The organism is Pseudomonas sp. JY-Q, assembly GCF_001655295.1.
GTDB lineage: Bacteria > Pseudomonadota > Gammaproteobacteria > Pseudomonadales > Pseudomonadaceae > Aquipseudomonas > Aquipseudomonas alloputida.
In genome coordinates this window covers 3,770,379-3,783,602 of the sequence record NZ_CP011525.1, presented here as the reverse complement: position 1 = coordinate 3,783,602, position 13,224 = coordinate 3,770,379, and the positions used below count along the sequence as shown (strand labels likewise).

10 protein-coding genes are annotated in these 13,224 nt (G+C 64.9%); 9 read left to right on the top strand and 1 reads right to left on the bottom strand.

Annotation, left to right across the window (positions count from 1 at the left end; all coding sequences use genetic code 11):
- The first annotated feature begins 10 nt into the window (after nt 1-10).
- The 9 genes from AA098_RS17145 (at nt 11) to AA098_RS17105 (ending at nt 12,140) form a co-directional block, all read left to right on the top strand.
- Nucleotides 11-2,128 (top strand): acetate--CoA ligase family protein, encoded by a 2,118-nt coding sequence (locus AA098_RS17145; RefSeq protein ID WP_064614812.1) that lies wholly within the window; start codon nt 11-13, stop codon nt 2,126-2,128.
- Nucleotides 2,121-3,728, top strand: a complete 1,608-nt coding sequence (locus tag AA098_RS17140) for a 5-guanidino-2-oxopentanoate decarboxylase (RefSeq protein WP_064614811.1) — start codon at nt 2,121-2,123, stop codon at nt 3,726-3,728. The genes AA098_RS17145 and AA098_RS17140 overlap by 8 nt, the downstream gene beginning before the upstream one ends.
- A 34-nt stretch (nt 3,729-3,762) precedes the next feature.
- On the top strand, nt 3,763-4,992 hold the full coding sequence (alr, locus tag AA098_RS17135; RefSeq protein WP_064614810.1) for an alanine racemase: 1,230 nt from the start codon (nt 3,763-3,765) through the stop codon (nt 4,990-4,992).
- A gap of 24 nt (nt 4,993-5,016) precedes the next feature.
- The gene (locus AA098_RS17130) at nt 5,017-6,207 is read left to right on the top strand and encodes a pyridoxal phosphate-dependent aminotransferase (protein WP_064614809.1); all 1,191 of its coding nucleotides are present in this window, start codon (nt 5,017-5,019) and stop codon (nt 6,205-6,207) included.
- Nucleotides 6,200-7,612: an aldehyde dehydrogenase family protein gene (locus AA098_RS17125; protein WP_060546034.1), complete on the top strand. Its 1,413-nt coding sequence runs from the start codon at nt 6,200-6,202 to the stop codon at nt 7,610-7,612. The genes AA098_RS17130 and AA098_RS17125 overlap by 8 nt, the downstream gene beginning before the upstream one ends.
- Nucleotides 7,613-7,655: 43 nt before the next feature.
- A complete protein-coding gene (locus tag AA098_RS17120; protein ID WP_017148265.1) occupies nt 7,656-8,357 on the top strand; it encodes an NAD(P)H-dependent oxidoreductase in 702 nt (233 codons plus the stop codon).
- Nucleotides 8,358-8,693: 336 nt separating this feature from the next.
- Entirely contained in the window at nt 8,694-9,797 is a 1,104-nt protein-coding gene (locus AA098_RS17115; protein ID WP_060538045.1) for a polyamine ABC transporter substrate-binding protein, read from the top strand.
- A 34-nt stretch (nt 9,798-9,831) separates the two neighbouring features.
- On the top strand, nt 9,832-11,244 hold the full coding sequence (locus tag AA098_RS17110) for an aminotransferase (protein WP_004577510.1): 1,413 nt from the start codon (nt 9,832-9,834) through the stop codon (nt 11,242-11,244).
- 53 nt (nt 11,245-11,297) lie between these two features.
- Nucleotides 11,298-12,140: a helix-turn-helix transcriptional regulator gene (locus AA098_RS17105; protein WP_064614808.1), complete on the top strand. Its 843-nt coding sequence runs from the start codon at nt 11,298-11,300 to the stop codon at nt 12,138-12,140.
- A 132-nt stretch (nt 12,141-12,272) separates the two neighbouring features.
- On the opposite strand, the gene catR is transcribed toward AA098_RS17105, so the two are convergent.
- Nucleotides 12,273-13,145: an HTH-type transcriptional regulator CatR gene (catR, locus tag AA098_RS17100; protein ID WP_003256113.1), complete on the bottom strand. Its 873-nt coding sequence runs from the start codon at nt 13,143-13,145 to the stop codon at nt 12,273-12,275.
- Nucleotides 13,146-13,224: the final 79 nt, after the last annotated feature.

Here is a 13,224-nt window from a genome sequence, read left to right as displayed (position 1 = left end):
GAGAACACCCATGTCGCAATCGATTCGTGACAACCTCAAGCGCCTGCTGGCGCCCCGGCACCTGGCCTTCGTTGGCGGGCGCAGCATGGCGCGGGCGCTCAAGCGCTGCGCCGAAGGCGGCTTTGGCGGTGAGCTGTGGCTGGTCAACCCGCAGCATGAAAGCCTGGAAGGCATCCCTTGCGTGGCCCGCGTGGCCGACTTGCCTTACGCCCCGGACGCGGTGTTCATCGCCACCAACCGTGAGCTGACGTTGCAGTGCGTTGCCGAGCTGGCCGCGCGTGGCGCCGGGGGTGCCATCTGCTATGCCTCCGGCTTTGCCGAAAGCGGCGAAGAGGGCTGCCAGTTGCAGCAGCGCCTGCTCGCTGCGGCCGGCAACATGGCCCTGCTCGGCCCCAACTGCTATGGCCTGCTCGACTACCTGCACGGTGCAGCCCTTTGGCCGGTGGCCCATGGCGGCCAGCAGGTGGAGAAGGGCGTGGCGATCCTCACCCAGAGCGGCAACTTTGCCTACAACCTGTCCATGAGCGACCGCTCGCTGCCGGTGGCCTACATGGCCTCGGTCGGCAACCAGGCGCAACTGGGTGTGGCCGAGCTGATGGATGTGCTGCTCGACGACCCACGGGTAACGGCCATCGGGCTGCACCTGGAAGGCTTGAAGAACGTGCCGGGCTTTGCACGCGCCGCCTACAAGGCATTGCAGCAGGGTACGCCGATCATTGCCCTGAAGACGGGCGTTTCGCAGATCGGCGCTGAACTGGCGCTCAGCCACACCAGCTCGTTGTCCGGCTCCGATGCGTTGTACGACAGCTTGTTCCAGCGCCTGGGGGTGATCCGCGTCAGCGGCCCGGTGAGCTTTGTCGAAACGCTCAAGGCCGCAGCCTGCGGACGCTTGCCGGCAGATGGCGAGCTGATTGCGCTGGCCTGCTCAGGCGGCGATGCCGGCCTGATTGCCGACTATGCCGAACGCCACGATCTGCAACTGCCGAAGCTCGAGCAAGGGCAGGTGGCGGCACTGGCCGAGGTGTTGCCGGGCTATGCCAACCTGGTCAACCCACTGGACTTCACCACAGCCATCTGGGGCGATGAGGCCGCCCTGCAACGCATGCTCGACAGTACCCTGAGCGGCGCCGCGGGCGCGGCGATGCTGGTGCTGGACTACCCGGCGGCGTTCACCGGCGAGCGCAAGGAATGTGACCTGCTGCTGGGGCTGTACTGCGATGCCGTTGAACGCCACGGCAAGATCGGCTTCGTCACCTCGGCTTTCCCGGAACTGTTGCCTGCCAGTGCGCGTGAGCGCCTGCATGCGCGGGGCATCGCTGCCCTGCAGGGCGTGGAAGACGGCCTGGCGGCCTGGGGGCGCATCGTCGCTTACCAAAGGAACCGCCAGCGGTTACTGGACCAGGGCGAGGCTGCGCGGGTACCGCTGTGCCCGCAGGCCCTCACGGGCGAAAGCCGACTGTTGGACGAATGGCAATCCAAGCAGGCCCTGCGCGCCTTCGGTCTGCCGGTACCGGCAGGTGTGCTGAGTACGCCCGAGCGCGCTGTGGCAGACGCCGCCCGCGTGGGATACCCGCTGGTACTGAAGGCGGTCAGCGCACAGCTGCCGCACAAGACCGAAGCCGGTGCGGTGGCGCTGAACCTGCGTGATGCCGCCGCCCTGGAAGCTGCACTGTTGCAGATGCGCCAGCGCATCGCTGCCTACGCCCCGCACGTCGCGTTCGACCAGGTACTGCTCGAGCCCATGGCCGAGCCGCCGCTGGCCGAGCTGATAGTGGGCATCAAACGTGAACACGACTTTGCCCTGGCCTTGGTGATCGGTGCCGGCGGCGTGCTGGTCGAACTGCTCAAGGACAGTGTCAGCCTGTTGTTGCCCACCACCGACAGCGCCATCCGCGCCGCACTGCTGAACCTGCGCAGTGCCAGCCTGCTGCAAGGCTTCCGTGGCCGCCCGGCTGCCGATCTCGACGCCTTGGTCGCAGCTATCCGTGCGGTGGCCGACTACGCCTGCGAAAACGCCGGGCAGCTGTTGGAGCTGGATGTGAACCCATTGATGGTCGGTGCCCATGGCACCACCGCGGTCGACGCGCTGATCCGCCTCGGCCAGGCGCAAGGAGAACGACATGAATGACCTTACCCTGACAGCCGGCCAGGCGCTGGTGCGGTTGTTGGCCAACTACGGTGTGGAGACCGTGTTCGGCATCCCTGGGGTGCACACCCTGGAGCTGTACCGTGGCCTGCCGGGCAGTGGCATTCGCCATGTACTGACCCGCCACGAGCAGGGCGCCGGCTTCATGGCCGACGGCTATGCGCGGGTCAGTGGCAAGCCTGGGGTGTGTTTCGTCATTACCGGCCCAGGCGTGACCAACGTCGCCACCCCCATCGGCCAAGCCTATGCCGACTCGGTGCCGATGCTGGTGATTTCCAGCGTCAACCACACCGCCAGCCTGGGCAAGGGCTGGGGCTGCCTGCATGAAACCCAGGACCAGCGCGCCATGACTGCGCCCATCACGGCGTTTTCTGCGGTGGCCCTGCAGGGCGACGACTTGCCCGAGCTGATCGCTCGCGCCTGGGCAGTGTTCGACAGCGAACGGCCGCGCCCGGTGCACATTTCGGTGCCGCTGGACGTGCTGGCGGCATCGGTCAGCCGGGACTGGAGCGACGAGGTGGTACGCCGTCCTGGGCGTGGCCAGCCGTGCCGCGAAACCCTCGAGCAGGCTGCCCTGAAGCTTGCCGCCGCCCAGCGGCCGATGATCATTGCCGGGGGTGGCGCGTTGCACGCGGCTGAGCAGTTGCAGCAACTCAGTACACGGCTGGCAGCGCCTCTGTTCACCAGCGTGGCCGGCAAGGGCCTGCTGCCGCCGCAGGCGCCCCTGAATGCCGGTTCCAGCCTGTGCGTGGAACCCGGCTGGCAGCTGATCAGCCAGGCTGATGTGGTGCTTGCCGTGGGCACCGAAATGGCCGACACCGACTTCTGGCGCGAGCGCCTGCCGATCACTGGCGAGCTGCTGCGCGTGGACATCGACCCGCGCAAGTTCAACGACTTCTACCCCTGTGCCATTGCCTTGCAAGGTGATGCCCGGCAAACCCTGGCCGGCTTGCTCGCACACCTGCCTGCACTCGACCGAGACCCTGCTCAGGCGAGCGAAGCGGTGAGCAACCTGCGCCAGGCCATTCGTCATGGGCATGCACCGTTGCAGGCCACCCATCAGGCGATTCTTGACCGCATTGCCGCCGTGCTGCCCGACGATGCGTTCATCAGCAGCGACATGACCCAACTGGCCTACACCGGCAACTACGCCTTCGCCAGCCGGGCACCACGTAGCTGGCTGCATCCGACCGGCTACGGCACACTCGGCTACGGCCTGCCGGCCGGTATTGGCGGCATGCTTGCCACCGACCATCGCCCAGGCCTGGTGCTGGTGGGCGACGGCGGTTTCCTTTATACCGCCCAGGAGCTGGCCACGGCTGTAGAGGAACTGGACCGGCCGTTGGTGGTGCTGCTGTGGAACAACGACGCCCTCGGGCAGATCCGCGATGACATGCTCGGCCTGAACATCGAGCCGGTCGGCGTGCTGCCGCGTAATCCGGACTTCATCGGCCTGGCCCGTGCCTTTGGTTGCGCGGTGCGCCAGCCGCGTGATCTGGACGCGCTGCAGGCCGACCTGGCCAGCGGTTTCGCCACACCCGGCGTGACCTTCATCGAACTCAAACACACCTGCGTCTGTTAAGCCGCGAACAACCAAAAGAACAAGAGAAACCCACATGCCATTTCGCCGTACACTTCTGGCCGCATCCCTGGCCCTGCTGATCACCGGCCAAGCCCCACTGTATGCCGCCCCCCCGCTGTCGATGGACAACGGTACCAACGCCCTGACCGCGCAAAACAGCAATGCCTGGGTCGAAGTCAGCGCCAGCGCCCTGCAGCACAACATCCGCACGCTGCAGGCCGAGCTGGCCGGCAAGTCCAAGCTGTGCGCCGTGCTCAAGGCCGATGCCTATGGCCACGGTATCGGCCTGGTAATGCCATCGATCATCGCCCAGGGCGTGCCCTGCGTGGCGGTGGCCAGCAACGAGGAGGCCCGCGTGGTCCGCGCCAGTGGCTTCACCGGGCAACTGGTGCGGGTACGCCTGGCCAGCCTCAACGAGCTGGAAGATGGCTTGCAGTACGACATGGAAGAGCTGGTGGGCAGCGCGGAATTTGCCCGCCAGGCCGATGCCATCGCCGCGCGCCATGGCAAGACCTTGCGCATTCACATGGCGCTCAACTCCAGCGGCATGAGCCGCAACGGGGTGGAGATGGCCACCTGGTCCGGCCGTGGCGAAGCGCTGCAGATCACCGACCAGAAGCACCTCAAGCTGGTCGCGCTGATGACCCACTTCGCCGTGGAAGACAAGGACGATGTCCGCAAGGGCCTGGCGGCCTTCAACGAGCAGACTGACTGGTTGATCAAGCACGCGAAGCTCGACCGCAGCAAGCTCACCCTGCACGCCGCCAACTCGTTCGCTACGCTGGAGGTGCCGGAAGCGCGCCTGGACATGGTACGAACAGGGGGCGCGCTGTTCGGTGACACCGTGCCGGCGCGCACCGAGTACAAGCGTGCGATGCAGTTCAAATCGCACGTGGCTGCGGTGCACAGCTATCCGGCTGGCAACACCGTGGGCTATGACCGCACCTTCACCCTGGCCCGTGATTCGCGCCTGGCCAACATTACGGTCGGGTACTCCGATGGCTACCGCCGGGTATTCACCAACAAGGGCCATGTGCTGATCAACGGCCACCGTGTGCCGGTGGTGGGCAAGGTGTCGATGAACACGCTGATGGTCGATGTCACCGACTTCCCTGATGTGAAGGGGGGCAACGAAGTGGTGCTGTTCGGCAAGCAGGCCGGGGGCGAAATCACCCAGGCCGAGATGGAAGAAATCAACGGCGCGTTGCTGGCCGACCTGTACACCGTGTGGGGCAGTTCCAACCCGAAGATCCTCGTCGACTGAAACCGCCAAAGAAGGGAGATTGCCATGCGCTACGCCAAGCTTACCCAACGCATCGCCGGCGACGGGGCTGCGGCCTGGGACATTCACTACCGCGCCCTTGCGCTGCAGGCCGAGGGTAAGGACATCCTGCTGCTGTCGGTGGGTGACCCGGACTTCGACACCCCCGCGCCTATCGTCGAGGCGGCCATCGACAGCCTGCGCGCTGGCCATACCCATTACGCCGATGTACGCGGCAAGCTGGCGCTGCGCCAGGCCATCGCCAACCGTCACCGGCAGCGCAGTGGCCAGGCGGTGAGCGTCGACCAGGTGACCGTGCTGGCGGGTGCCCAGTGCGCGCTGTTCTGCGTGGCCCAGTGCATACTCGACCCAGGCGATGAGGTGATCGTTGCCGAACCGATGTATGTCACTTACGAGGCCGTGTTCGGCGCCTGTGGCGCCAAGGTGGTACCGGTACCGGTCAAGCCCGAGAATGGCTTTCGCGTGTGCCCGCGTGACGTCGCCGAGCGCATTACCCCGCGCACCCGCGCCTTGGCGCTGAACAGCCCGCACAACCCTTCGGGGGCGAGCCTGCCGCGCGCCACCTGGGAGGCGCTGGCCGAACTGTGCATTGCCCATGATCTGTGGCTGATCTCTGACGAGGTCTACAGCGAGCTGCTGTATGAAGGCGAGCATGTCAGCCCCGGCAGCCTGCCGGGCATGGCCGAGCGCACTGCAACGTTGAACAGCCTGTCCAAGTCGCATGCCATGACCGGCTGGCGCATGGGGTGGGTGGTCAGCTCGACAGCACTGGCCACGCATCTGGAAAACCTCGCCCTGTGCATGCTCTACGGCTTGCCGGACTTCGTCCAGGATGCCGCCGTGGTGGCGCTGGAGCAGCCGTTGCCCGAGCTGGACGCCATGCGCGAAGCCTACCGCGAGCGGCGAGATCTGGTGTGCGAGCAGCTGGCCGGCTGCCCGGGCCTCAAGGCATTGAAGCCCGATGGTGGCATGTTCGTGATGGTCGATATTCGTGAGACCGGCGTAGGTGCCCAGGCCTTTGCCGACTACCTGCTGGACAGCCAGGGCGTGTCGGTGCTTGCCGGCGAAGCGTTCGGCCCCAGTGCTGCCGGGCATATCCGCCTGGGCCTGGTGCTGGGCAATGCGGCGCTGGTCGATGCCTGCCAGCGCATCGCCCGCTGTGCCGACGAACTGAAACGGGAGTACGGCCATGCGTGAGTATGCGCGGCTGTACATTGATGGCGCCTGGCAGGTGCCGAGCGGGCAGGGCATGGCTGAGGTGATCGACCCGGCCACCGAGCAGGCCATTGGCCGGGTACCCTTGGGCGCCGAGGCCGATGTCGAGCGGGCGGTGATGGCGGCGCGGCGGGCCTTCGATGGCTGGTCGCGCACACCGTCCAGCGTGCGCGCCGGGTACATCCGGGCATTGGTCGCACAGCTGAAAAACCGCGCGGCGCAAATGGCCGAGGTCATCACCGACGAGTTGGGCATGCCGGTGCAGTGGTGCCAGGCGGTGCAGGTCGAAGGCCCGATTGCCGGGTTGGAGCAATACGCCGAACTGGCCGGGCTGATGGACGAGGTGCGCGAAGTCGGCAACTCGTTGGTGTACCGTGAGGCGGTTGGCGTGTGCGCATTCATCAACCCGTGGAACTACCCGCTGCACCAGATGATCGGCAAGCTGGCGCCGGCCCTGGCTGCCGGGTGCACGGTGGTGGTCAAACCCAGCCAGGAAACGCCGCTACACGCATTTGTGCTGGCCGAAATGATCGACGCCATCGGCCTGCCGGCAGGGGTGTTCAACCTGGTCAGCGGCCCAGGTGCCAAGGTCGGTGAAGCCCTGGCCCGGCACCCGCAGGTGGACATGGTGTCGTTCACCGGCTCAACCGGTGCCGGGGTGCGGGTGGCACAAGCGGCTGCGCCGACGGTGAAGCGGGTATGCCTGGAACTGGGGGGCAAGTCACCGTTGCTGATTACCGCCGATGCCGACCTGCACGCTGCGGTGCGTTATGGCGTGCAGGACGTGATGATCAACTCGGGGCAGACCTGCACGGCACTGACCCGCATGCTGCTGCCGGCCAGCCGCTATGCCGAGGCGCTGGAAATCGCCGAGGCCGAAACCCGCGCACTGGTCATGGGCGACCCGCGTGACCCCGCCAGTTTCCTAGGGCCGATGTGTTCGGCAGGACAGCGGCGCACGGTGCTCGACTACATTCGCCAGGGACAGGAGGAGGGCGCGCGCTTGTTGTGCGGTGGTGATCACGGCGGCTTCGAGCGCGGGTTCTACGTGGCGCCCACGTTGTTCGCCGACGTCGACAACCGCATGCGCATTGCCCAGGAAGAAATCTTCGGTCCGGTGCTGTGCCTGATCCCCTACGCCGACGAGGCCCAGGCGCTGGCGCTGGCCAATGACTCGCCGTTCGGCCTGTCCAGCGCGGTGTGGGCGGGCAGCCGCGAGCACGGCCTGGCGCTGGCGCGGCAGATACGGGCCGGGCAGTGCTTCATCAACGGGGGCGGGTTCAACTACCGGGCGCCGTTCGGTGGCTACAAGCAGTCGGGCAACGGTCGCGAGTGGGGCGAAGAGGGCCTGGCCGAGTTCGTCGAGGTGAAAGCCGTACAGTGCTGAGCCACCGCTGGAAGACAACCTGTTTTGTGTAAGGAGAATGCTTGTGAATGTACTGATCGTCCACGCTCACCCCGAACCGCAATCGTTCACGGCAGCCCTGCGTGACCAGGCTGTGGAAACCTTCCGCGCCCAAGGCCATCAGGTGCAGGTCAGTGACTTGTACGCCATGGGCTGGAACCCGGTGGCCAGTGCCGATGACTTTACCCAGCGCGAGAACCCCGAGTACCTCGTGTATGCGCTGGAGCAGCGTCAGGGCGTCAAGCGCGGTGCCATTGCCGCAGATATCCAGCAGGAGCTGGACAAGCTGTTGTGGGCCGATCTGCTGGTGTTGAACTTCCCGATCTTCTGGTTCTCGGCCCCGGCCATGCTCAAGGGCTGGATCGACCGTGTGCTGGTGTCGGGGGTGTGCTATGGCGGCAAGCGCTTCTACGACCAGGGCGGCTTGGCCGGCAAGAGGGCGCTGGTGACCGTGACCCTGGGCGGGCGCGAGCACATGTTTGGCGATGGCGCGATTCACGGGCCGCTGGAAGACATGCTGCGGCCGATCCTGCGGGGCACGCTGGCCTATGTCGGGTTCGAGGTGCTGCCGCCGTTCGTGGCTTGGCATGTGCCTTACATCAGTGCTGCTGCGCGGCAGGACTTTCTGCAGCAATACCGGCAGCGTCTGGAGCAGCTCTCGGACGACCAGCCACTGGTGTTCCCGCGCCTGGCGCAGTTCGATGAAGCGTTGTACCCGCTGACGTGACCTTTCTCCTGTACTGAACACTGGGGCCGCGTTGCGGCCCTTTCGCGACACAAGGCCGCTCCCACAGGATTACCGCCAGCTTCGAAGGCTGCGCCGTCCTCCCACAGGATTACCACCAGCTTCGAAGGCTGCGCCGTCCTTGTGGGAGCGGCCTTGTGTCGCGAAAGGGCTGCAAAGCAGCCCCAACATTTTGTCGGCATACGATGTTCTGCAAACCTTCCAGCGCCACCTGCCAAAAAACGACCACCCACACATTCGGGGTATGTCACCCCTGGGCAAATCCACCGATAGTGAACCCATCGGCTCGATCCGGAGCACTCACACGATGGAGTTGCCATGCGCAAGGTACTGAAGGTGATTGGCGGTCTGCTGCTGGCGTCTGGCGCCAGCCTGGCCCAGGCGGCAGAGGTGGACAGTGGTAACACGTTACGGTTGTACAACTGGACCGACTACATCGGTGAAACCACCCTGGCCGACTTCGAGAAGGCCACCGGCATCAAGGTCATCTACGACACCTTTGATGGCTACGAAACCGTGCAGACCAAACTGCTCACCGGCCGTTCCGGCTACGATCTGGTCATGCTCAACGCCTCGCTGGTCCCCCCGCTGATCAGCGCCGGCGTGTTCCAGGCACTGGACAAGCAGCAACTGCCTAGCTGGCAAAACCTCGATCAGCAGGTGGTCAACAACCTGCAGGGCTACGACCCTGGCCTGAAGTACTCGGCGCCCTATACCTGGGGCAGCTCGGGGGTCACCTACAACGTCGACAAGATCACCGCGCGCATGCCCGACGCGCCGATCGGTTCGCTGGCCATGCTGTTCGACCCCAAGATCGTCTCGCGCTTCGCCGACTGCGGCGTCACCCTGATGGACGCGCCCACCGAGGTCATTCCGCTGGCCCTGCAGTACCTGGGCAAGGACCCACGCAGCGCGTCGCCTGCCGACCTCAAGGCGGCCGAGCAACTGCTGCTGGGCATCCGCCCCTACATTCGCAAGTTCGACTCGGTCAACTACCTCACCAGCCTGCCCAACGGCGATGTCTGCATGGCGCTGACCTGGTCCGGTGACTACGCCACCGCCCAGGCCCGCGCGGTGGAAGCGAAGAAGGACATCAAACTGTCGTTCTTCATCCCCCAGGAAGGTTCGCTGATCTGGTTCGACAACCTGTACATCCCCAAGGATGCGCCGCACGCGGCCAACGCCCACCGCTTCATCGAGTTTCTGCTGCAGCCGCAGACCATGGCCAAGGTCACTGACTACATCCACTACGCCAACAGCAACGCCGCCGCCACCGCGCTGGTGCGTGACGACATCCGCCAGGACCCGGCCATCTACCCCGACGCACAAACCCGTGAGCGCCTGTTCGCGCAGAAAACCCAGAGCCCCAAGGACATGCGCGCCATCACCCGGGTCTGGAGCACGGTCAAGACCGGTTTCTGAACACTGCCCAAACATTCTCGCCAAGGAGCTGCCCATGGCCACCCCAAGCAAAGCATTCGCTATCGCCCACGACCCGCTGGTGGAGGCCGACAAGGCCCACTACATGCACGGCTACCATGTGTTCGACGAGCACCGCGAGCAAGGTGCGTTGAACATCGTCGCCGGTGAGGGCGCCTACATTCGTGACACCCACGGCAACCGCTTCCTTGATGCCGTCGGCGGCATGTGGTGCACCAACATCGGCCTGGGCCGCGAGGAAATGGCCCTGGCCATCGCAGACCAGGTGCGCCAGCTGGCGTATTCCAACCCGTTCTCCGACATGGCCAACGACGTGGCCATCGAACTGTGCCAGAAGCTTGCGCAGCTGGCGCCGGGCGACTTGAACCATGTGTTCCTCACCACCGGCGGCTCGACCGCTGTCGACACCGCCTACCGGCTGATCCAGTACTACCAGAACTGCCGCGGCAAGCCACACAAGAAGCACATCATCGCCCGCTACAACGCCTACCACGGCTCCACCACCCTGACCATGTCGATCGGCAACAAGGCCGCCGACCGGGTGCCGGAGTTCGACTATCACCACGACCTGATCCACCACGTCTCCAACCCCAACCCGTACCGTGCCCCGCACGACATGGACGAGGCCGAATTCCTCGACTACCTGGTGGCCGAGTTCGAGGACAAGATCCTGTCGCTGGGTGCCGACAACGTGGCGGCGTTCTTCGCCGAGCCGATCATGGGCTCGGGCGGGGTGATCATTCCGCCCGAGGGCTACTTCCAGCGCATGTGGCAGCTGTGCCAGACCTACGACATCCTGTTCGTCGCCGACGAAGTGGTGACCTCGTTCGGGCGTCTGGGCACCTTCTTCGCCAGCGAGGAACTGTTTGGCGTCATCCCAGACATCATCACCACCGCCAAAGGCCTGACCTCGGCGTACCTGCCGCTGGGCGCGTGTATTTTTTCCGAGCGCATCTGGCAAGTGATTGCCGAGCCAGGCAAGGGCCGTTGCTTCACCCACGGGTTTACCTACAGCGGCCACCCGGTGTGCTGCACGGCGGCGCTGAAGAACATCGAGATCATCGAGCGCGAGCAACTGCTCGATCATGTCAAGGATGTGGGTGGTTACCTTGAGCAACGCTTGCAGAGCCTGCGCGATCTGCCGCTGGTGGGGGATGTGCGCTGCATGAAGCTGATGGCCTGTGTCGAATTCGTCGCCAACAAGGCCAGCAAGGCACTGTTCGCCGATGAGGTGAACATCGGCGAGCGCATCCACAGCAAGGCGCAGGAAAAAGGGTTGCTGGTGCGCCCGATCATGCACCTGAACGTGATGTCGCCACCGTTGATCATCACCCATGCGCAGGTGGACGAGATCGTCGAGACCCTGCGCCAGTGCATCCTCGAAACCGCGCGTGAACTCACAGCGCTTGGCCTGTACCAAGGCCGATAAACCTGGCGCAAAGGGCTGTGCGCGGGCGTGCCTGGCAGGCTAGACTGCCGGGCATGACCCAGGCCTCCCCCGATACCCCGCTTACCCTCACAATGGGCGCGCTGCAGCAGTGGCACGTGGCGTTGCAGCGCGCCCTGGCCCATGGCGAAACCCCCGAGGCGCTGGAGTATGTGGCCGCTGCCATCGGCCAGTTGGTGCAGGTGGAGTCGATGATGATCAGCCTCGAGTGCCAGGGGCGGGCACCGCAGTTGCTGTACCAGCAAGGCATTCCTGAACTGCACCGGGCTGCCGTGCTGGAGCGCTATTTCAGCGCCGGCTACCTGCTGGACCCTTTCTGCCTTGCCGTGCAAAGCGGCCTGGCCGAAGGCTTCTACCACCTGCAGGAAATCGCCCCCGACAACTTCTTCGACAGCGACTACTACAAGGCTTATTACCTGGGTACAGGTTGCAGTGAAGACAGCTACTACATTGTCGACCTCAGCGCAGGCCGCAAGCTGTCGCTGAGCCTGTTCCAGGGCTGCAGCGGCACGCGCCTGAATGCCGGGCAGGTCGACCTGTTGCGTGCGCTGGAGCCGATGGTGCGCGAACTGCTGGGGCGCTATGCCCGGCACAACCTGGAACCAGGCGCTGCATCAACCGAGCGCAGCAGCCTGCAGGCAGCGTTCGACAGCTTTGGCTGCCAGGTGCTGACCGACCGCGAGCGCGAAGTGGCCCACATGATCTTGCGCGGGCACTCGGTGAAATCTACTGCGCAGGAGCTGGGTATCTCGCCGGAGACCGTGCGCATGCACCGCAAGAACCTGTACATGAAGCTCGGGATCAACTCGCAATCGGAGTTGTTTGCACGGTTTATCGACTGGTTACGCGGTGATCATTTGCCGATGATTTCTGATTGACTGTCTTGAGCCCTGGCGATTCACGTGTCGCAGCATGAAACAGCTCAATGGGAACATCCCTATACCGATGGGTATACGGGGCAGGTATAGGCAATAGGGCAGGGCTATACAGCCCCTGTGGGCATGGTGTGTTCAGATTGCCTGTTGCTCGATCAACGCCAGGCACCGCTTCACGATCGGGCTTACATCACCCTTGCGCCGGCTGAGGATGATGGGGCTGACGGCGCCGCTATCAAGCAGGCCGACATACTCGATATCGGGACGGTGCTGCTGCTGTACCGATGCTGGCACCAGGGTCACACCGACGCCAACCGCTACCAGGCCGATGGCGGTCTGTAGTTCGTTGGCCCACTGGCTGACACGAATGCTCATGCCGTGGTGGGCGAACAGCGCCAGCACGTGGTCGGCATAGCTGGGCCGGGGATTGGCCGGGTAGAGGATGAACGCTTCGCCAGCCAGCTGGGCCAGACTGAGCGGGCTGCCCGCCAGGGGGTGGCCCTTGGGCAGCACGGCCACCAGTGGGTCCTCGCACAGCACCTGCTGGTGAATCACCGGGTCGTCGATGCGAATGCGGCCGAAGCCAATGTCGATACGCCCGCTTTTCAGCGCCTCCACCTGTTGCAGTGTGGTCATCTCGTTCAGGCCCAGTTCCAGCTCGCTGTCCTGGCGAAGTTCGCGGATCAGCTCCGGCAGCACGGTGTACAGGGTAGAGGGCGCAAAACCGATGCCCAGCCACTGGCGCTGGCCCTGGCCGATGCGGCGGGTGTTGTCGCTGATGTTCTGCAACTGCTGCAGCACGGTGCAGGTCTGTTCGTAGAAGAAACGGCCGGCCTCGGTCAGCCGCAGCGGACGTTCGCGCACCACCAGCAGGGTGCCGAGCTGGTCCTCCAGCTGGCTGATCTGCCGGCTCAGGGGTGGCTGGGCGATGTGCAGCAGCTCGGCGGCGCGGGTGAAGTTCAGGGTCTCGGCCAAGACTTTGAAGTAACGCAGGTGGCGCAGCTCCATCAGACCTCCAGGGTATGGTGGGAGATTCATTTGATATTGGACGGTCGTCAGGGTCTCGCGCAATCCTTCAACAATCAAG